At 66.5% G+C, this 19,645-nt stretch carries 16 protein-coding genes; 8 read left to right on the top strand and 8 right to left on the bottom strand.

The window, feature by feature from the left end; genetic code table 11:
- The 3 genes from AC5Y49_RS21415 to AC5Y49_RS21405 form a co-directional block, all read right to left on the bottom strand.
- Nucleotides 1-903 (bottom strand): alpha/beta hydrolase, encoded by a 903-nt coding sequence (locus AC5Y49_RS21415; protein ID WP_499890953.1) that lies wholly within the window; start codon nt 901-903, stop codon nt 1-3.
- 94 nt (nt 904-997) lie between these two features.
- On the bottom strand, nt 998-2,614 hold the full coding sequence (locus AC5Y49_RS21410) for an AMP-binding protein (protein ID WP_499890951.1): 1,617 nt from the start codon (nt 2,612-2,614) through the stop codon (nt 998-1,000).
- Nucleotides 2,611-4,284: an AMP-binding protein gene (locus AC5Y49_RS21405; RefSeq protein ID WP_499890949.1), complete on the bottom strand. Its 1,674-nt coding sequence runs from the start codon at nt 4,282-4,284 to the stop codon at nt 2,611-2,613. The genes AC5Y49_RS21410 and AC5Y49_RS21405 overlap by 4 nt, the downstream gene beginning before the upstream one ends.
- An 18-nt stretch (nt 4,285-4,302) precedes the next feature.
- On the opposite strand from AC5Y49_RS21405, the gene AC5Y49_RS21400 reads away from it, so the two are divergent.
- The 3 genes from AC5Y49_RS21400 (at nt 4,303) to AC5Y49_RS21390 (ending at nt 10,834) form a co-directional block, all read left to right on the top strand.
- The gene (locus AC5Y49_RS21400; protein WP_499890947.1) at nt 4,303-5,238 is read left to right on the top strand and encodes an alpha/beta fold hydrolase; all 936 of its coding nucleotides are present in this window, start codon (nt 4,303-4,305) and stop codon (nt 5,236-5,238) included.
- A gap of 8 nt (nt 5,239-5,246) precedes the next feature.
- A complete protein-coding gene (locus AC5Y49_RS21395) occupies nt 5,247-5,885 on the top strand; it encodes a class I SAM-dependent methyltransferase (protein ID WP_499890945.1) in 639 nt (212 codons plus the stop codon).
- Nucleotides 5,886-5,998: 113 nt separating this feature from the next.
- On the top strand, nt 5,999-10,834 hold the full coding sequence (locus AC5Y49_RS21390) for a cation-translocating P-type ATPase (RefSeq protein ID WP_499890944.1): 4,836 nt from the start codon (nt 5,999-6,001) through the stop codon (nt 10,832-10,834).
- On the opposite strand, the gene AC5Y49_RS21385 is transcribed toward AC5Y49_RS21390, so the two are convergent.
- From AC5Y49_RS21385 to AC5Y49_RS21375, 3 genes are read right to left on the bottom strand one after another with little or no spacing between them, the layout of a single operon-like run.
- The gene (locus tag AC5Y49_RS21385) at nt 10,831-12,402 is read right to left on the bottom strand and encodes an AMP-binding protein (protein WP_499890942.1); all 1,572 of its coding nucleotides are present in this window, start codon (nt 12,400-12,402) and stop codon (nt 10,831-10,833) included. The genes AC5Y49_RS21390 and AC5Y49_RS21385 overlap by 4 nt on opposite strands.
- Nucleotides 12,390-13,268: an SDR family NAD(P)-dependent oxidoreductase gene (locus tag AC5Y49_RS21380; RefSeq protein ID WP_499890940.1), complete on the bottom strand. Its 879-nt coding sequence runs from the start codon at nt 13,266-13,268 to the stop codon at nt 12,390-12,392. The genes AC5Y49_RS21385 and AC5Y49_RS21380 overlap by 13 nt, the downstream gene beginning before the upstream one ends.
- On the bottom strand, nt 13,252-14,142 hold the full coding sequence (locus AC5Y49_RS21375) for an alpha/beta fold hydrolase (protein WP_499890937.1): 891 nt from the start codon (nt 14,140-14,142) through the stop codon (nt 13,252-13,254). Before AC5Y49_RS21375 ends, AC5Y49_RS21380 begins: the two co-directional genes overlap by 17 nt.
- A gap of 69 nt (nt 14,143-14,211) precedes the next feature.
- Between AC5Y49_RS21375 and AC5Y49_RS21370 the strand changes: the two genes are divergently transcribed.
- The gene (locus tag AC5Y49_RS21370; protein WP_499890933.1) at nt 14,212-14,955 is read left to right on the top strand and encodes a methyltransferase domain-containing protein; all 744 of its coding nucleotides are present in this window, start codon (nt 14,212-14,214) and stop codon (nt 14,953-14,955) included.
- A 4-nt stretch (nt 14,956-14,959) separates the two neighbouring features.
- Here AC5Y49_RS21370 and AC5Y49_RS21365 read toward each other — a convergent pair whose 3' ends face one another.
- Complete coding sequence (locus AC5Y49_RS21365; protein WP_499890929.1) at nt 14,960-15,571, bottom strand: maleylpyruvate isomerase family mycothiol-dependent enzyme; 612 nt, start codon at nt 15,569-15,571, stop codon at nt 14,960-14,962.
- A 29-nt stretch (nt 15,572-15,600) separates the two neighbouring features.
- Nucleotides 15,601-16,491, bottom strand: a complete 891-nt coding sequence (locus AC5Y49_RS21360; protein WP_499890925.1) for an SDR family NAD(P)-dependent oxidoreductase — start codon at nt 16,489-16,491, stop codon at nt 15,601-15,603.
- Between the two features lie 156 nt (nt 16,492-16,647).
- Here AC5Y49_RS21360 and AC5Y49_RS21355 point away from each other — a divergent pair, with 156 nt between their 5' ends.
- From AC5Y49_RS21355 to AC5Y49_RS21340, 4 genes are all read left to right on the top strand, one after another.
- Nucleotides 16,648-17,091, top strand: coding sequence for a nuclear transport factor 2 family protein (locus AC5Y49_RS21355; protein ID WP_499890922.1), 444 nt, complete (start codon nt 16,648-16,650; stop codon nt 17,089-17,091).
- 3 nt (nt 17,092-17,094) lie between these two features.
- On the top strand, nt 17,095-18,288 hold the full coding sequence (locus AC5Y49_RS21350) for a sulfotransferase family protein (RefSeq protein ID WP_499890918.1): 1,194 nt from the start codon (nt 17,095-17,097) through the stop codon (nt 18,286-18,288).
- Complete coding sequence (locus AC5Y49_RS21345) at nt 18,281-19,525, top strand: hypothetical protein (RefSeq protein ID WP_499890916.1); 1,245 nt, start codon at nt 18,281-18,283, stop codon at nt 19,523-19,525. The genes AC5Y49_RS21350 and AC5Y49_RS21345 overlap by 8 nt, the downstream gene beginning before the upstream one ends.
- 1 nt (nt 19,526) lies before the next feature.
- Nucleotides 19,527-19,645, top strand: a 119-nt coding sequence (locus tag AC5Y49_RS21340; RefSeq protein WP_499891150.1) for an SDR family NAD(P)-dependent oxidoreductase, incomplete at its 3' end; no start/stop codon positions are given.

Genomic DNA, 19,645 nt, shown 5'->3' with positions numbered 1-19,645 from the left:
CTAACCTACCGCGGCGACGACGTGGCCTGCGATGAAGTCGTACATCTTGGCGGTGATGTCCGTTGAGTCACCAAGGATGTTGTAGCCGTGGTCGACTCCGCCGACGTCGTAGTGCTCGACCAGCGAACCGGCGGACTCGAGTTTGCGCGCATAGTGGATAGCTTCGTCCCGCAGGCGGTCCAATTCCGCGGTGACCACAACTGCGGGCGCGATACCGGCGATGTTGTCGGCGTTGGTTCCCCATCCTGGTGACGCCAGCCGATCACGCCGTTGCAGCGGGTCAGGGATATACGCGGCGTCCAGGATGTCACCCATCCACGGCTGGAAGACCGCTTTGCGACCCGCGGGTGTGTGCTTGTGTTTGGCCCGCGTCACCAGATCCACCGGCGCGTAGTGCAGCACTTGCAGTTTGATCTTCGGAGCACCGTTTTCCAGTGCAAGGCGGGCGGCTGCGGCGGCCAGATTGCCGCCGGCGCTCTGGCCACCAACGCAAAGCCGGGTGCCGTCCCAATCCCGGTCAGGCGACGCCGCCCAGGCCACCACGTCGTAGATCTGTTCGACTGCAACGGGGAAGCGGTGCTGGGGCGCCAATGCGTAATCCGGGTTGATCACAACGACTTTGGCGTGGGCAGCCAGGTAGCGACACCACGGGTCGTCCTGCTCGGGATGGCCGACGGCGAATCCTCCGCCGTGGACATTGACATATACCGGCGGCCTGGCATCGGCGGATGGAAGGTAGATCGTCGCCGGGAGTGGTCCATGACGGCTGGGAATCGCCGCGTCCCTGGTGTGTCCCGGGATGTCGTCGAACCGCAGCTCCGCGGGCGGCGTGGTGCCACCGGCCACCGCGGCGAATAGTCGTGCCATGGGGTCGGCAATAAAGGGCAGCGACAGCAACGGCATCCCAGAAGTCAACCAAGCGAGCACCGCCAGACAGAAGCCAGGGTCGTGATCGGGGCAAGATCGCAGCCCTGGCTTCGGCTTCGCGGAAGGAGGCTTACTCGGGCGCGAACAACCGCACGCTTTCCTCGCGCATCTCGACTTTGCGGACCTTGCCGGTGACGGTCATCGGAAATTCGTCGACGACGTGGACGTATCGGGGGATCTTGTAGTGGGTCAGCTTGCCGGTGGCGAAGGCGCGGATGGCTGCGGCGTCCAGTGGGGCGCGTCCCGGTTTCATCCGGATCCAGGCGCAGATCTGCTCGCCGTATTTGTCGTCGGGCACGCCGATGACTTGTGCGTCCTCGATGTCGGGATGGGTGTAGAGGAATTCTTCGATTTCGCGGGGATAGACGTTCTCACCGCCGCGGATGATCATGTCCTTCAAGCGTCCGACGATGCGGCAGTAGCCGTCGTCACGCATGACCGCGAGATCGCCCGTGTGCATCCACCCGTCGGCGTCGATCACTTCGGCTGTCTTGTCCTGCTCGCGCCAGTAGCCCAGCATGACCGAGTAGCCGCGCGTGCAGAACTCGCCGGGCTGGCCCCGGTCGACGACGTCGCCGGTGTCGGGATCGATGATTTTGATTTCGACGTGCGGATGCGCACGTCCGATCGTCGCGGTGCGCCGGTCCAGATCGTCGTCGATAAGGGTCTGACAAGACACCGGCGACGTCTCGGTCATGCCGTAGGCGATGGCGACCTGGGCCATGTTCATTTCAGCCATGCAGCGCTTCATCACCTCGACCGGACACACCGACCCCGCCATGATCCCGGTGCGCAGCGACGACAAATCCGTGCCGGGGAAGGCCGGGTGAGCCAGCATCGCGAGGAACATCGTCGGTACGCCGTAGACACCGGTGCAGCGCTCGCGTTCAATGGCGGTCAGTGTCGCTTCGGCGTCGAAACCGGGTGCGGGAATGACGATCGTGGCGCAGTGGGTGGTGCAGCCCAGATTGCCCATCACCATGCCGAAGCAGTGGTAGAAGGGCACCGGAACGCATAGCCGGTCGGCCGGGCCCAGGCTGAGCAATTCGGTGACGAAGAATCCGTTGTTGAGGATGTTGCGGTGCGACAATGTCGCACCCTTCGGGAAGCCGGTGGTTCCCGAGGTGTATTGGATGTTGATCGGGTCGGTGTTGCGCAACGCGCGCAGCCGCGTCCGCAGTTCATGGTCGGTGCACCGTTCGGCCCCGTCCCGCAACCTGGTCCAGTCGTCGGTGTCGAGAAACAGAACGTCTTGCAGATCCCGGCATTGCGGGCGCACTTCCTCGATCATGCCGCGGTAGTCCGAGCTCTTGAACGCCGTGGCCGCGATCAGGGTGCGCACGCCGGACTGATTCAGCGCATAGCGCAGTTCATGGGTGCGGTAGGCGGGATTGACGTTGACCAGAACGGCGCCGATCTTGGCTGTGGCGTACTGCACGATGACCCACTCGGCGCAGTTGGGCGCCCAAATACCGACGCGTTCACCTTTCGCCACGCCCAGCGCCATCAATCCCCGTGCTATCAGGTCGATCTCGGTGTTGAGTTCGGCGTAGCTCCATCGCCGATCGCCGGTGACGTCCACCAGCGCCTCGGCGTCGGGCTTCGTCGCAACGGTGCGCTCGAAGTTAGCCCCGATTGTCTCCTCCAGGATCGGGACATCGGTCGGACCGGCGTCATAGGCTTTCATCGGATTAGATCCTCGTAGCGGTATTCGGTGGTGATCGGCCCGCCCGCCAGGGCCTCTTCGCGGCGGCGCAGCTCCACCCGGCGGATCTTGCCGGAGATGGTCTTCGGCAGTTCGAAGAACTCGATACGCCGCACCTTCAGGTAGGGGGCAACACGGTCGCGCACGTGCTCCATGATCACTCGGGCCGTGTCGGCGTTGGCCTCCCATTCGACGGCCAGCGAGACATAGGCTTTCGGCACGCACAACCTGGTGTCGTCAGGCTGGGGTACGACCGCCGCTTCGACGACCGCGGGATGTTCGACGAGCACGCTTTCCAGTTCGAACGGCGACACCTTGTAGTCCGACGACTTGAAGACGTCATCGGTGCGACCGATGTAGGTGATAGCGCCGTCGGCATCGCGACGCGCGACGTCACCGGTGTGATAGTAGCCGCCGGCCATTGCCGCGGTATTGCGTTGCGCATCACCAAGATAGCCGGTCATCACGTTGACCGGCTGAGCGCTCAGTTGGAGGCAGATCTCGCCCTCGTCGGCGGGCTGCCCGCTGACGGGATCGACCAATGCCACCGGCACACCGGGCAGCGGGCGTCCCATCGAACCGGCCTTGACGGATTGGCCCGGAAGGTTTCCGATCAGCAGCGTGGTCTCGGTCTGCCCGTAACCGTCGCGGATCGTCAGTCCCCAAGCGCGTTGCACTTGCGCGATCACGTCGGCATTCAGCGGCTCACCGGCGGCCACGATCTCTCGCAGCTGGTCGGGCCTGGCACCCAGATCGACCTGAACAAGCATGCGCCACACCGTCGGTGGCGCACAGAACGTCGTCACGTTCCCGCGACGCAGCTGAGTCAGCAGCGCTGCGGCATCGAATCGGTGATAGTTGTAGACGAAGATCGACGCCTCGGCGATCCACGGCGCGAAAAAGCAGCTCCAGGCGTGCTTGGCCCAACCCGGTGAACCGATGGCCATGTGCACATCGCCAGGTCGCAGCCCGATCCACGCCATCGTCGACAGATGCCCGACCGGATAGCTGACCTGCGAATGCTGCACCAGCTTGGGTGTGCTTGTGGTGCCGGAGGTGAAGTAGATCAACAGCGGGTCGTTGACGTCGGTGCGTGCGGTAAAAGAATGCACACCGCCCAGATTGGAGGCCTCGGCATAGCAATGCCACCCGTCGACCCGAGCGCCCACCGCTATCCGGGTGTAGCCGCCGATGGCGTCGTCGAACTTGACGGTGTCGGCGGTGTTTGCGATCACCGCGCGCGCCGCGCCACGGCTCACTCTGTCGGCGACATCCGCCGGTTGGAGCGCGTTGGTGGTCGGCATGATGATCGCCCCGAGCTTGGCGACGGCCAGCATCGATTCCCAGAGTTCGATCTGGTTGCCGAGCATCAGGATGACCCGGTCCCCCTTACCGACGCCGAGACCGTCCAGCCATGCCGCGACCCGGTCAGAGCGTTCGGCCAACTCGGCGAAGCTGATCAGTTGCTCGGCACCGTGCTCTTCGACGATCCGCAGCGCGGTGCGGTCGTTGCCCCGGGCGATTGCGTCGAACCAGTCGGTCGCCCAGTTGAAACGGCCGGTGAGCTGCGGCCAGGAAAACGCGCCGTCGGGTCCATTACCGGCGAGGACGTGGTCCCGCGCGATGCGATAGCGATCGGTGTTGGTCGCCATACCCGATAGCATCCCCGCATGCGACCGTCGTGTCCCCCTGTTGCGCATCCGCTGCGCCTCGATGTGACCGATGCGGTCGGCGAACCGGCCTCGTTGGCCGCAACCTATTACTCCGCCGCCACACCGAACCCAACTGTGCTGGTCTGCTTGCCCGGCGGTACATACAACCGGGCCTATTGGCACCTGGACGTGCCCGGCCATCTCGGCTACAACTTCGCCGACTACGCCGTCCAGCGCGGCTGTTCGGTGGTAGCGATCGACCCGCTCGGCACCGGTGACAGCACCCGGCCGGCCCGTGACATCGCATTGGCCGATATCGCGGCGGCATTAAACTGCGCGGTCGCCGGCCTGCCCGAAATCACCCACAGCACAGCACCTCCCGTCGCCGTGGCGCATTCTCTGGGCGGCTATCTGGCGATCTTGCAGCAGGCCGCCGCCGCCAGTTACGCGGGGCTGGCCATCCTCGGCTGCACCAACCAGCATGTCGCACCACTGAACCTCGACCCGGACTTCATCGCGGCGGCCGGCACCGCCCAAGGACGCGCGATGCTCATCGAGCAGTTCGCCGGAATGATTCCCGAGCAGTACACGGAAACCTCACGCGATTGGCTACAGAGCTGGTTCCACCTCGCCGACGTCCCGGCTGCGGTGTTGACCGCAGATACCTCAACGACGATATCGGTTGCACCGCGCTGTTTTTCGGCTGCGGCGATCCCGGGCGTGGCCGCCGAGGAAGCGGCGTCGGTAGCAGTGCCGGTTTTCCTCGGCTACGGCGAGGTCGACGTCTCACCGGATCCGCGGGTCGAGGCGCAGTTCTACAGTCGCAGCCCCGACATCACCACGTTCATCGTTCCTGGTAGCGCGCACTGCCACAACATGGCATCGACGCGCCTGCTGTTGTGGCGACGGCTGCTGGCCTGGCTCAGCGAGGTGGCGAGTTCCGCACCTGGGTAGGGTGAATCATGGCCACGGCTCGACGACGCGGTTTCAACGAGACCGTCACCCGGTTCTGGAGCTTCGCAGCACCCGCCTACAACCTGCCAGTGCTGCAGCAGTGGGTCTACCGGCCGGCCCAAGACGAGGTGATCGAGCAGCTCGTTGCCCACCGTTGTCGTCGAGTGGCTGACATCGCCTGCGGCACCGGCGTTCTGGCCGACCGGATCGAGCGTGAACTGCGCCCCGACGAAGTCTATGGCGTCGACATGTCCGACGGGATGCTCGCGCAGGCTCGGACGCGGTCGAACCGGGTGCGCTGGCTGAAAGGACCGGCCGAGCATCTTCCGTTTGACGATGGTGCGCTCGACGCGGTCGTGACGACCTCGGCGTTTCACTTCTTCGACCAGCCGGCGGCATTGCGCGAGTTTCACCGCGTGCTGGCGCCCGGCGGACTGGCGGCGGTCGCAACGCTGAGCCCGCGACAGCCGCTGCTGCTGCACAGCCTGTCGGCCAACCGGTGGAATCCCTCCCACAACCCGTCACCGCCGGAGATGCGTGGGCTGTTCGAGAACGCCGGATTCACCATCAGTGAGCAACACCGGGTGCGGCGGCCGAAGTGGACCAAGATCCTCTCGGATTTGATCACCGTGGGGGTCAAGAACTGACGGCGGAGTCGAGCTGTAACGGCACATGTGCTGCTCGAGGACTATCTATGGAGAGTGCGGGGTAAGCGTCGTGGGTTCTCACGGGCGCGCAAATGTGATCTAGGGGTAGCGGGATGAGGGTTCCGGGCGTGGCCACTGTGGTTGGTGGCATGACCGACGGAGCAGGCCGGATGCTGCGGGCTGGAGTGCAGGGTGCGGCGATGACGGCGGGTGCGGTTCACATGCTGACGGCCCCCGTCGTGCGATCGGTGAGTCAGTCGACGAGTCGGGTGCTCGGAACGGGCGACTCCGGTAACGGCGCGCAGCCGAACGATGCCCAGCCCTCGGTGGCCTGGCACACCGGGCGGCGGCTACATCTTGACCTGGATCCGTTACTGCCGTTCACCCGCTGGCAGGAACACGCCGCGGCGGTGGAGAACGCGGTGCGCACGATCCCGGGTGTCGTTGCTGCCCATGTCGAGGGCGCACTGGGCCGACTGGTCGTCGAACACAAGACCTACGCAGACAGTGACCGCATCTGGGAAGCGGTGCGCGAGACTCTCGCAACGTCGGTGGACGGCGCCGCGGCCGGTCCGCGGTCACCGCGCACCGCGGTCTTCGCCGATCCGGGTGACCCGCTGGCATTGCTTCTCCCGTTGACCGCCGCGGCGATGGATGTGGTGGCACTCGGAGCGGTGGTGGCCGGGTGGTTGGGCCGCCTGCCGGCCGCACCGCGAACGGCCCAGGCCGCGGCGGCCGTCATCAACCACCAACCCCGGTTGGTTTCCCTGTTGGAGTCACGGCTGGGGCGGGTGGGCACCGATATCGCGCTCAGCGCCTCGACCGCAGTGGCGCACGGGCTGAGCCAATCGGTGGGCACACCGCTGCTCGATTTGGCGCAACGCGGGTTGCAGATTTCCGAGGCGGCGGCGCATCGACGCACGTGGCGCGAGCGCGAGCCCGACCTCGCCTCACCCGATCGGCCTCAGGCTCCGGTTGTTCCGGTCATTTCATCGGCCGGGTCCGGCTCACACGTACCGCGGCACAACTGGGCGGCCGCGGCTGCCGGCGAGGCGTCGCACGTCGTGGTCGATGCCGCCATCGACGCCGCGATCGACACCGCGAAGGGAGCCATGGCCGGGCCGGTCGAGGAATACGCCGATCAGGCGGCGAATGCCTCGCTGGTCGCCGCCGCCGGTGCCTTGTTGGCCGGCGGACGGGCCGAAGAGGTCGCCGACGCGATCCTGGCGGCCATCCCCAAAGCAGCGCATTTCGGCCGGCAGACTTTTGCCGCGATCCTGGGCCGCGGGTTGGCCAATGCCGGCCAGCTGGTTCCCGACCCGGGAGCCCTGCGGCGGCTCGACCGGGTCAAAGTGATCCTCATCGACGGCGCGGCGCTGCGCGGTGACGCCCGCGCCGTATTGCGGGCGCAAGGCCATGCCGCCGGGTGGGATGACGACCGGGTCTATGAGGTGGCCGACGCGCTGCTGCACGGCGAGCAGGCGCCCGATCCCGACCCCGACGAATTGCCGGCCACCGGGGCGCGGCTGCGATGGCTTCCGGCCAGGGGGCCGTCGGCGGCGCCGGCGGAGGGCCTCGAACGTGCCGATCTTGTGGTCGACGGCGAGCAGGTGGGCAGCGTCGACGTGGCATGGGAGGTCGATCCCTACGCGATCCCGCTGCTGCAAACCGCGCAGCGGACGGGCACCCGAGTAGTGCTTCGGCATGTAGCCGGCACCGAGGACCTGGCCGCCAGCGTGGGTACCGCCCATCCATGCGGGACTCCGCTGCTGCCACTGGTACGTGAGCTGCGTGCCGACCGGGGACCGGTATTGCTGGTCACCGCGCTGCACCGGGACTTCGCGTCGACCGACACGTTGGCGGCGTTGGCGATCGCCGATGTCGGGGTGGCTCTCGACGATCCCGCCGCGGCCACCCCGTGGACCGCCGACATCATCACCGGTACCGATCTGGCCGCGGTTGTCCGGATCCTGTCGGCCGTTCCCGCAGCGCGGCGGGCCAGCGAATCGGCCGTGCGACTCGCCAAGGGCGGCAGCACCCTGGCCGGGCTGCTGGTGGTCACCGGCGACCCGCGCGGCGGCAGCCCGCTTGCGGTACGGCGGTGGCTCAATCCGGTCAACGCCGCCGCTGCCACCGCGCTGATGTCCGGGGCCCTGGCGGCCGGCAATGTGCTGCGACTGCCCGATCCCACCCCGCAGCCGTTGACCGCCTGGCACGCACTGGACCCCGAGATCGTGTATTCGCGGCTGGCCAGTCGGTCGCGGCCGTTGACCGCCGAACCGGGCGCGCCGCCGTGGCGGCGCGTTCTCGACGACCTGTCCTATAACCCGCTTCTCGCGCCGCTGCGCCAGCCGGCCCGGGGCGTGGGACGGTTGCTGGCCGCGACCCGCAGCGAGCTGTCCGATCCGCTGACACCGATCTTGGCGGTGGGAGCCGCGGCGTCGGCGATTGTGGGCAGCAACGTCGACGCCCTGCTGGTCGCGGGGGTGATGACGGTCAACGCGCTCGTCGGCGGTGTGCAGCGGTTGCGCGCCGAGGACGCCGCAGCCGAGTTGTTCGCCGAGCAGGACCAGTTCGCCCGCCGCGTGGTCGTCCCGGTGGTGGCGACGTCGCGGCGCCGGTTGGAGGCCGCGCGCCACGCCGACCGGACCGTCACCGTGCCCGCAAGTTCGCTACGGCCCGGCGACATCATCGACCTGGCCGCTCCGGACGTCGTGCCGGCAGATGCGCGTCTGCTGGTGGCCGAGGACCTCGAGGTCGACGAGTCGTTGCTCACCGGTGAATCGCTGCCGGTCGACAAGCAGGTGGAACCCGTCGCCGCGGCCGATCAGGACCGGGCCAGCATGCTGTTCGAGGGCAGCACGATTGTGGCCGGACATGCCCGCGCGATCGTTGTGGCCACCGGTGTCGCCACTGCCGCGCATCGCGCTCTCGCGGCAGTCGCCGACGTCGAATCCGCGGCCGGGGTGCAGGCACGGCTGCGGGAGCTGACCAACAAGGTGCTGCCGCTGACGCTGGCCGGTGGAGCCGCGGTGACAGGGTTGGCGTTGTTGCGCCGGGCATCGCTGCGCCAAGCCGTCGCCGACGGCATCGCGATCGCCGTGGCCGCCGTCCCGGAAGGCCTGCCGTTGGTGGCCACGCTCGCCCAACTCGCGGCGGCGCGCCGGCTGTCGGCGCGCGGAGTGCTGGTCCGAGCTCCGCGCACCATCGAAGCGCTGGGCCGCGTCGAGACGGTCTGCTTCGACAAGACCGGCACGCTCACCGAGAACCATCTGCACGTGGTCCGCGCCGTACCGGCCGCCACTCACCCGCAGGGCCCATTCCCGGACCCCGCCGACCCGCGGGCTGCCGGCGTGATCCGGGCCGCCGCACTGGCCTGCCCGACGCCCCAGAACGGGCAAGGTCACGCCCACGCCACCGACGAAGCGGTCCTATCCGCGGCGAATTCGCTTCCAGAACAGGCGAATTCCGAATGGATCACGATCGCGGAGGTGCCGTTCGAATCCAGCCGCGGCTACGCTGCCGCGATCGGCAGCATGAACGGGGATGCGCCGACACTCGTGCTCAAGGGAGCACCCGAGCAGATCCTGCCGCGTTGCCGGTTCGACGACCCTGACGATGATCGCCGCCATGCCGAGTCGCTGGTGCACAACCTTGCCGAGCAAGGCCTGCGGGTGCTGGCGGTAGCGCGACGACACTGGGACGCCGACGCGACCGACGACGCCGATACCGACGCCGACGATGTCGACGCTGCCGCACGCGACTTGGAGTTGATCGGCTACGTCGGCCTGGCCGACACTGCACGACCGTCGGCCCAACCACTGATCGAAGCGCTGCAGGAGGTCGGGCGCAAAGTCGTGCTGATCACCGGCGATCATCCGGTCACCGCACGGGCGATTGCCCGCCAGCTTGGTCTGCCAGAGGACGTGCGGGTGGTCACCGGCGCCGAACTGGCCGCTCTCGACGAGGATGCCCGCGCTGAATTCGCCGCGGATGTCCAGGTTTTCGCCCGGGTCAGCCCCGAACAGAAAGTGCAAGTCGTCACCGCGCTACAGCGCGGCGGGCAGGTGACCGCGATGGTCGGCGACGGCGCCAACGACGCCGCTGCGATCAGGGTCGCCGACGTCGGTATCGGGGTCAGCGGACGCGGATCGTCGGCCGCTCGCGGCGCCGCCGACATCGTCTTGACCGAAGACGACCTGGGTGTGTTGCTCGACGCGTTGGTCGAGGGCCGCGGTATGTGGGGCGCGGTGCGCGATGCGCTCACCATCCTGGTTGGCGGCAATGTGGGAGAAGTGGTGTTCACGATCATCGGGACCGCGTTGGGCACCGGCCGTGCGCCGGTCGGGACCCGCCAGCTGCTACTGGTGAATCTGCTCACCGACATGTTCCCCGCCCTTGCGGTGGCCGTCACCCCGCAGTACCCGCAGCCCGAGGAAACCGTCGATCAAAGCGACCAGGACCTGGACGTTACGCGGCGCGCGTACCAGCGCGCGATACTCACCGAGCCGACACCATCGCTCGACGTGCCGCTGATGCGGCAGATCCTGACCCGCGGCGGCGTGACCGCCGCCGGTGCCACCGCCGCGTGGGCGATCGGACGCTGGACGCCTGGCACTCAAAGACGCACCGCAACAATGGGTTTGACTGCCCTGGTGAGCACACAGTTGGCGCAGACGCTGCTGGCGCGTCGGCACAGCCCACTGGTGGTGGCGACGGCGCTGGGCAGCGCGGCCGTGCTGGTCGCCGTGGTCCAAACCCCCGGCGTCAGCCACTTCTTCGGCTGCACGCCGTTGGGGCCGGTGGCGTGGACGGGCGTGGCCGGTGCCACCGCGGCGGCCACTGCTGTCTCGGTGGTGGCCCCCAATTGGCTGATCAAGACCACCGATGGCGAACTGGCGGTTGAAGACGACGAGGCGCCCCCGCCGCCGCTGCGCGTCGTCGACTAGACCTGCGGCAGTTCGTTTCGCAGCACCTTGCCGGCCGGATTACGCGGAATGGCGCCGACGATGCGAATGTCCCTCGGCTGCTCGAAGCGAGAGACCTTGTCTTTCAGATACTCCCGCACCTCCGGCTCGTCGATGTCGCTGTCCTCCCGCGGCACCACGAATGCGGCCAACCGATGACCGAACTGTTCGTCCGGCACGCCGACGACCGCGATGTCCGCGATGCCGGGGTGTTCAGCCAGCGCGTTTTCCACTGCGCGGGGATAGACGTTCTCTCCTCCCGACACGATCATGTCGTCTTGGCGGCCGACGATGAACAGCCGCCCCGAGTCGTCGAAATAACCCATGTCGCCGGTGCTGGTCATGCCGTCCAGCACGGCTTTGGTCGATCCGCCGGTGTAGCCCTCGAAGGTCAGCTCGCCGCCGACGTAGACCCGTCCGATGACCTGTGGACCGACGGGCTTGTCGTCGTCGTCGAAGATGCGCACCGGGCACCCGATGGACGGCCTGCCCACCGTCTCGGGGTTGTCCCGTAAATCGGCGGGTGTTGCCAGTGCACCGATGCCGACCTCGGTGGACCCGTAACCGTTGTAGAGCACGTCGTCATACTCCTTGCTGAACCGGCGCACCAGGCCCGGTTCGAGCCGCGCTCCGCTGGATAGCACCACCTGCAGCGACGGCAGCGGATTTCGCGCTCGCACGGATCGCGGCAGCTCCAGAATGCGCGCCAACATGATCGGCACGACGGTAAACGCATCTGCGCGATACAACGACGCCTGCGCCAACATTGCCTCGGCATCGAAGCGCCGGCGGGTGAGGATCGTGCCGCCGAGGGCCACAGTCAGTATCACCATGCCGAAACCCAGCCCGTGAAACATGGGTACGGCCACCGCCATTCGCGTTCCGGTGTGCAGCCCGGTGCGATCGAGGATCGTCACGCCTACGCCCAGCACCCCTGGATTGATCCGCGGGGCCCGGGGCACACCTTTGGGTTTGCCGGTCGTGCCGGAGGTCAGCAACACGATCCGGCCGGCCCGCGCCACTGTGGGCCGCGAACCAGACCCGTGAGCTTGAATCGCCGTCGGGTCGACCGCCGTGACCGACTCACCGGTAGCGCGCAGTTGTTCGATGAATTCGGCGTCACAGACCACGGTTTGGATGTCGTGCGCGCTCAACGCCGCGGCTAGTGCCGTACTGCGGAATTCGGTGTTGACCAGCACCACGTCAGCGCCGACCAGCGCGACCGCGAACACCGACTGGACGAATCGGCGGCCATTGCGACACAAAATCCCGACCGCCTGACCGCGCTGCACGCCGCGGCGATACAGCTCCGCGGCCAACGCCTCGACGCTGGAACGCATTTCGCGATAACTGACCGGGCCGTCATCATCGATCACCACGGTCCGGTTCGGCCAGCGAGCAGAGGTGACCGCTAGCAGCGTGAAGGGATTGGTGCCGCCTCGCCGCGCCTCGTTGAGCAGCCGGGCCGCTGCGACCGGACCGGGCGGGATCAGCAGCCGAGAGCGCAACAGCGCGCGACCGGCGCCTCCGACCACGCTTAGGACCGGCATGGCCGGCCTTGCCCCGAATCGACGACGTAACGGGACCACAGCCGCGCGGCCCGATCGATCGGCCCGGCCAACGCCACCGACGCCAATTCGGCGGGCCCGGTCCAGGCCGGCGCGATCGTGCGGGGCCGTTGGATCACGGCTTTTGCGATCACGTCGGCGGCCTGGTCGGGGTGCAGCCCCGGAAGCCTGCGCAAAATCGGTGTCGGCTCGATCATCCTGGTACGAACCAACCCGAAGTAGACGGAGGTCACCTCCACGCCGTCGGCGTGCAATTCCGGTGCGACGCTGCGCAGCCAGAGGTCGAACGCTCCTTTGGACGCCTGGTAGGCGCCCCACTGCGGCCCGGGTGGGACGCGGACGCCGACACTGGACACGTTGACGATATGCCCGCCGCCGGCTTCACGCATCGCCGGAAGCACCGCCAGCAGAAGCAGAATCGGGCCGAGGTAGTTGATCGCGATGGTGCGCTGGAAATCATGCGGTCGGTCGTACTGGTGGTGCAGCGAGCGGCGCAGCGATTTACCGGCATTGCTCACCACGATGTCCAGCGCGCCATGTTCGTCGGCGATCTGTTCCCCGAGCCTGTCGATGGCCGCCTCGTCGGTCAGATCGGTCGGGTAGGCGCATGCTCGTCCACCGCCGGCGGTGATCGATGCGACGAGATCGGTCAGTCGTTCCGCCGAGCGGGCAACCACCAGCACGGTCGCTTGGGCGGCGGCTAGCCGCCGGGCGGTGGCCTCGCCCACGCCGTAGGACGCCCCGGTCACCAGGACGGTCTTACCCGATACGGCGCTGCGCAACCTGTCGAGATCCGTAATGCGCGTCGGGTTGGCCAGCCGATCGATGGCCTTAGCCGCCACGTTCATCGGTCCTCCGCTCGATGAACCGATGCACCCCCGCAGCGATCTCTTCCGGGCAGTCTTCCTGCAGAAAGTGCTTGGCGGGCAACAAGGTAACGCTCTGGGTGCCGGTTGCCAGCTGGGCTTGTACGCCGTGCCGGTGCCAATTGAGCATGCGGTCCCGCACGCCCCAGATGATCTGGACTGGATACCCGACATTGCGCACGGCGCCCAGGTAGCGGCGCTGGCTTTCCGGCGTCAGCTCGAAGCCCCGCATGATCTTCAGAAACGCCCGACCGCCGTCGTCGCCGAACAACAACGGCTTCCAGCAGGTGATTTCGCTGATCGGCACCTGTCGACTGACCCCGACCAGTCGCATGATCGACTCGAAGGCGCCCGGAATGCGCATCGATTGCAGCCAGGCTTCGCCGAGACCGCGGTGTGCGAACGGCTCCATCGGCCACGGTCGGTGGAAGGTCTCCACGGCGATGATGGTGTTGAGCAAGGTCATCGACAGCACCCGGTTCGGCGCCGCGTGCGCCAGCTCGAAGCCGACGGGTCCGCCGATGTCGTGGAGCACCACATGGAAGCGGTCCAACTCGAGCGCATTGATCGCCGACAGCAGCCACCGGCCAAGACCGCTCCAGCTGTAGTCGAAATCGTCCGGCCGGTCGGCCAGGCCGAGCCCGGGCAGGTCGACGGCGATGCCGCGCATCCCGTGCCGCGCCAGCGCTGGTATCACCTTGCGGTACAGATACGCCGACGCCGGCACCCCGTGCACGCACACCACTGGCGGCGCATCCCCGGGACCGTCGTCGAGCACGAACGACGAAACTCCACTCGCGGTGAAGATGCGTCCGGAGGCCCGGTACTCGTCGAGCAACCGATGCACCGCGGTCATGTTGTGAGTCTGGCAGAGGCCGGCCCCGCGCGTAGGCTGCGAACGAGTTTCTTTTTCGAAGGATTGCCAATGGCCGATTCCAATAACGCCTTGTCGCCGGCATTGCGCCGCGCGCTGGAGTTGCTGATCGATCCCCCAGCCGAACCCGACGTCGGCAACGGTTATCTCGATCTGCTCGGCAACCAACCTGCGGCAGCGGTCGCACCGAAGAACACCGGTGTGATCCAGGCGGTGTGGGCGTCACGGATCGGGTCAATGCTCTATGACAACGCTCAGGCGGTGGCACGTCGGCTGCTCACAGCCTGGCAGCACCCGGTCGAGTGGTTGAACATTCCGCCCGGCGGGACTGCTCTGGACGTCGGTAGCGGCCCGGGCAATGTCACCGCCTCGCTGGCCCGGGCCGCTGGCCCCGGTGGACTGGCGCTGGGGGTCGATGTGTCCGAGCCGATGCTGACACGCGCGGTGCGCGCCGAATCCGGGCCACAAGTTGGGTTTCTGCGAGCCGACGCACAGCGACTGCCACTGCGCGACGACACGGTGGACGCGGTGGTTTCGATGGCCGTCCTGCAGTTGATACCGGACCCGGCGGCGGCCTTGGCGGAGATGGGCCGCGTGCTGCGGCCCGGCGGGCGACTCGCGGTGATGGTCCCTACCGCAGGGCGGGCCGGCCGGCTGTTGCGGATGCTGCCCACTGCCGGGGCCCACGGCTTCGACGACGACGAGCTCGGCAACCTCCTGGAAGACCGCGGCTTCGTCAGTGTGCGGACCAAGAACCTCGGCACCATCCAGTGGGTGCGCGCAAAGCTCAGCTGAAGCGCTAGACGTCGAATCGAATCGCGTCGACGGCACCAGACAATCCAGTCAGCCCAGCTTTGCGGCCGCCAAGCACAAGAACGATGTTCTTGATGGGTCCGTCGATGCGCTTCCCGTGCCCTACCTGAAATTCGCAATCGGTTGCGCGCAGCGAAACGTCGCTGAACTGCCGTCGCGGGTTAGTGGGAAACCGCATGGCCCACAAGCGTTCGACGGTGTCGATCGCGGCATCGATCGGCATGGGCCGCTCTATCCCCAATGGAATGGCGATGTCCTGGGCGTGGATAAGGACATCGAGCAGCGGGAACGCGACCGGCAGCTTCCGCCGCGATCCCACCATCGCCCGAAGCGCCGCCACAACCTGCTCGGGGGTCCGGGGATCCTCGACTGCCGCGCGGTACGTCGCGGTGTTGAAGCGAAAACCCGATCGCACGGCAAGCGTGATGGCGCGAGCCAGGCTCACGTGTGCCTGAGTGAGATGCACCGCGACATCGCGAATCGTCCAGCCGTCGCACAGCGATGGCGTCATCCACTGTGCTGGCGAGAGGTCCGCTAGCATGCCGGCGACGCCTGCGCGCTCGGCGTCGATATGTGCCCACATGGTGTTGTCGTCCACGTCACCCACCGTTGGTTCGGCTAGCTTGGTCAGACCGGCAGCTTGGTGCCGGTCTCCTGCTCGGCGAATTCGAAGACCCGGGCGGCCGCCTCGTAATCACACGCCAGGGCCGAGCGGCCGATCAGCACCGGGCCACCACGCAGTCCGAATCTGCCGTCGACACCGACGTAGCTTCCGGGCGGGATGGGTTCGCTGATGCAATACAGCGTGGGCGCCGCACCCGCGTCGATATCGTTGCCGAACACGCCGGCGACCGCCTTGACGGCGCGATCCGCCAGTGCCAGCAGCGGTTTGTCAGAGACCTGCGACAGGTTTGACGACACCCAGCCGGGATGGGTCAGTTGGGTGACGATCGGTGAATCCGCCGCGCGCAGTTTGCGATCCAGTTCCAGGCCCCACAGCATGACCGCGAGTTTGGATCGGGCGTAGGCGCCCATCACCGTCCACTTGTGCTGACGTAAATGCATGTCCTCGACCCGCAGTTGGGCGCCTCGATGAGCATCCGAACCCACGTTGATGATCTGTGACCGCAGTCGATCGAACAGCAAATTGGTCAATGCGAAGGGGCCCAGAAAGTTTGTGCCGATGGTCATTTCGAAGCCGTCGGCGGTTTCGGCCCGATGGTCGGTCAGCGCTCCGGCGTTGTTGATGAGCACGTCGATGTCGCCGTCGAGCAGTGTGGGAAATGCCCGTACCGAGGACAGGTCGGCCAGATCGAGCTTGAGCACGGTCGTCGCGCCGCCGATCTCGGCGGCGCGTTGTGCGCCCAACTCGGTGTTGCGCACCGCCATGATCACGTGCGCGCCCGCGTTGGCGAGGGCACGGGCGGTACCCAGGCCGACGCCGCTGGTTGCGCCCGTCACGATGACCCGCTTGCCGGTCAGATCTCCAAGTCGCGTCGGCGACCACTGTGCAGCCACGTGTCGAGAGTAGCCGCGTCGCTCCGTGCCGCTGACGCGGGATTGACAGAGCGTTCTGTCGCTGGTTAGTTACGTCGAAACAGGATTCACTGGGATGTGAGGCTCAGTCGATGCAGACGTCGTTCGAACTCCGCTGCCGCAACACCATTCCGTGACATGACCGACAGCGCCCGCCTGATCGAGAACCTGATTTATACCTACGCGGAGCGGCTTGACGCGGGCGATCTGGACGGAGTGGCGGGATTGTTCGCCCACGGACGGATCTGCGGTATCGAGAACGGCCCGCCGGAGACCATTTTCAGCGGTACGGCTGGGGTCCGGAAGATGTACGAGATGGCGACTCGGCTCTATGACGACGGCACGCCCAAGACCAAGCACAACACCAGCAATGTGCAGATCATCGTCGACGAGACCGCCGGGACCGCAGAGAGCCGCTGCTACTACACCGTCACGCAGGCAACCCCCGACTTGCCGCTACAGGTGATCGTCACCGGCCGCTATCGCGACACGTTTCACCGGATCGACGGGATGTGGTGGTTCGACACCCGCATCATGTTCGTCGACCAGGTCGGCGACACCAGCCGGCACCTGAAGTTCTAACCGATGGCCAACTCCGGCTTCGGTGCAGCACAGGTGATGTCGACGGCCGTGCTGAAGGAAAACCTATCCGACTGGGGCCCTTCACCGTTCGAGGAACCGATGGAGGTACTGCTGGACAGTTACACAGCCGCGCCGCTGAACGAGGTCGGAGCATACATTCTTCGGTCAGGACTCGTGCACAGTCTGCGGATGCGGCTACGGGCACAGGAATGGATCCGACGGTATCCGGAGATCACCGACGAGGAGATCGTCGCGCCGATCGTGGTCACCGGCATGATGCGCAGCGGTACCACACTGGTACAGCGACTACTGGCCGCCGATCCGCGATTTCAGTGTGCCTACGGATGGGAGGTCGTAGAAGTCGCACCGAAGCTGGGCTATCACTTCCGCGGCGAAGACCCGCGCATTGCGATCAGCGAAGCCCGCGAGGCGAAGACACGTGAGCTGGCCCCTGACCTGTTCGCGATCCACCCGATGTACGCGCGCGAGCCCGAAGAGGAAATCGTCTTCTTATCCGATGCCTTCCTGTCGCACGTACCGGAATCCGGGGCGCACCTGCCGGTGTACCGATCCTGGATCGACACCCAGGACTTCAGCCCCGCCTACGGCTATTTGCACCGCATGCTCCAGTTCTTGCAATGGCAGAAGCACCAACGCGGCACGGCTACGAAGCGCTGGGTGCTCAAATCGCCCGCGCACCTCGGCTATCTGGCAACGCTGCGCGCACAGTTTCCCGACGTACACATCGTGCACATGCATCGCGAACCGCGCGACACCATAGCTTCCGGCGCGAGTCTGAACGCCACCCTGCACGCAATGCACGCAGACACCGTCGATCTGCACCGCGTCGGTGCCGAGTGGCTACAGCGAATGGGTGGGACCAATGACCAGGCCATGGCCACCCGGGCCAGTTGGGCAGACGAGGCCGACCGTGTCACCGACATCGAGTTCGACGATCTGCTGGCCGACCCGGTCCGCCAAGTCGCTCGGGTCTATAAGGCCGTCGGCGTGGACCTGACCGCCGATGCCGAAAACGCGATGCACCGATGGCTCGCCGTCCGACCCCGCGAGCCGAACCGACCCACCTATACCCTCGAAACCTACGGTCTTCGTGGGCCCCAGATCGACGAGCGCTTCGCCGCCTACAACACGCGGTTCCGGCCACGTACCGCAGTACAAGGAGGAGTTAGTGACTGACCACCCGGTTGCCACGACGACCCAACACGAACACGAGTTGGCCGCGTTGGAGTTGACCGAACACCCGACCGTCAAGGCCGCCTACCGCAGTGTCGCCGAGAACTGGCTTGGCCGTGCCAAGCCGTCGGACGCGATGCGGGCACGCTTTGAGGCCGCCTTCGCCGAGGTGATGTTCTCGGCTGCCGTATGGTCGTCCAACCAGGACACGTTGCGCCCCAAGGTCACTTGCATCACCCGGCTGGCACATCCGGTCGCTGGCCGCGCCATCCTCGGAACGCGTTGGGGTATCGACAATCCCGACAGTGTTTACCGGGTGATCCCGATATCAGGCGATGAACGCTACGAGATCCGCGGCCGCGTCGGCGAGCACCGGATGGTCGAGAACTACTTCACCTTGTGGGACGCGAACATGGGAACCGTCGACGTTCTGAATGGGCGGACGATGCAGGTGGATTCCGATGGGTCTTTTACCATCACCGTCGACTCGGAGCCGGCCAACGGGCGGCCCAACCACGTGCAGTCCACTGCGGCAGCGCACGAGTTCTATATCCGTGATGTGCTGCTGAATTGGGATCGTGACGATCCCAATCATCTTGCGGTGGAGCGAATCGGCGCCGCCCCATCGGTGCCGCCACGTACCGTCGACGAGCAAGCCGACGCCACCGCGGCGATGATGGCGTATTTCGCTGACTTCAGCGGGAAGCTCAGCCATGGCATCTACAAGATGCCGCCTAATCACTTCAATCTCGCATGGACCGCAGACAAGGTCGGTGCCATGCGCAACCAGGTGTATGTGATGGGCCGGTTCGACCTCGGCCCGGATGAGGCGTTCGTTGTCGACGTCAGCGACGGCGGCGCCGAGTACTTCACGGTGCCGCTCAGCAATATCTGGGGCACCACGTTAGATATCGTCGACCGCACTGGCAGCCTGAACAAGGCCCAGTCCGTGGCCAACGATGACGGCACGTACACCTACGTTATCTGCGCGACCGATCCGGGACTGGCGAACTGGATCGACTCCGACGGCCTGACCGAAGGGATATTGACGCTGCGGATGGCCGAGTTTGGCGCCGACGGACCGAACGAAGACCTCGGCGCGCGGGGGCGGGTGGTCAAGCTCGACGCACTGGAAAGCGAAGTGCCGCACTTGCGTTCGGTGGGTTTCGAAGAACGGGCGGCCCAGCTGGCGGCCCGCCGAACGGCCTATCTTCGTCGCCTGCCCGAGGGAACCAACTGAGATGGCTCGCTGGTTGATTACCGGGTGCTCTACCGGTATCGGTCGCGAAATCGCCCGGGCGGCCTTGCATAACGGCCATCAGGTCGTGGTGACGGCGCGGCGCGCCGACACGGTGCGCGA

The sequence above is a fragment of the Mycobacterium sp. NGS62 genome (assembly GCF_059812285.1).
The sequence above is the reverse complement of the archived record's forward strand: the minus strand, read 5'-3'. Positions and strand labels throughout refer to the sequence as shown.

What these genes read in the sequence shown, in the direction of transcription:
- AC5Y49_RS21415 (WP_499890953.1), bottom strand. Translation starts at nt 903, where the DNA reads ATGCCGTTGCTGTCGCTGCCCTTTATTGCCGACCCCATGGCACGACTA.
- AC5Y49_RS21410 (WP_499890951.1), bottom strand. Translation starts at nt 2,614, where the DNA reads ATGAAAGCCTATGACGCCGGTCCGACCGATGTCCCGATCCTGGAGGAG.
- AC5Y49_RS21405 (WP_499890949.1), bottom strand. Translation starts at nt 4,284, where the DNA reads ATGGCGACCAACACCGATCGCTATCGCATCGCGCGGGACCACGTCCTC.
- AC5Y49_RS21400 (WP_499890947.1), top strand. Translation starts at nt 4,303, where the DNA reads ATGCGACCGTCGTGTCCCCCTGTTGCGCATCCGCTGCGCCTCGATGTG.
- AC5Y49_RS21395 (WP_499890945.1), top strand. Translation starts at nt 5,247, where the DNA reads ATGGCCACGGCTCGACGACGCGGTTTCAACGAGACCGTCACCCGGTTC.
- AC5Y49_RS21390 (WP_499890944.1), top strand. Translation starts at nt 5,999, where the DNA reads ATGAGGGTTCCGGGCGTGGCCACTGTGGTTGGTGGCATGACCGACGGA.
- AC5Y49_RS21385 (WP_499890942.1), bottom strand. Translation starts at nt 12,402, where the DNA reads ATGCCGGTCCTAAGCGTGGTCGGAGGCGCCGGTCGCGCGCTGTTGCGC.
- AC5Y49_RS21380 (WP_499890940.1), bottom strand. Translation starts at nt 13,268, where the DNA reads ATGAACGTGGCGGCTAAGGCCATCGATCGGCTGGCCAACCCGACGCGC.
- AC5Y49_RS21375 (WP_499890937.1), bottom strand. Translation starts at nt 14,142, where the DNA reads ATGACCGCGGTGCATCGGTTGCTCGACGAGTACCGGGCCTCCGGACGC.
- AC5Y49_RS21370 (WP_499890933.1), top strand. Translation starts at nt 14,212, where the DNA reads ATGGCCGATTCCAATAACGCCTTGTCGCCGGCATTGCGCCGCGCGCTG.
- AC5Y49_RS21355 (WP_499890922.1), top strand. Translation starts at nt 16,648, where the DNA reads ATGACCGACAGCGCCCGCCTGATCGAGAACCTGATTTATACCTACGCG.
- AC5Y49_RS21350 (WP_499890918.1), top strand. Translation starts at nt 17,095, where the DNA reads ATGGCCAACTCCGGCTTCGGTGCAGCACAGGTGATGTCGACGGCCGTG.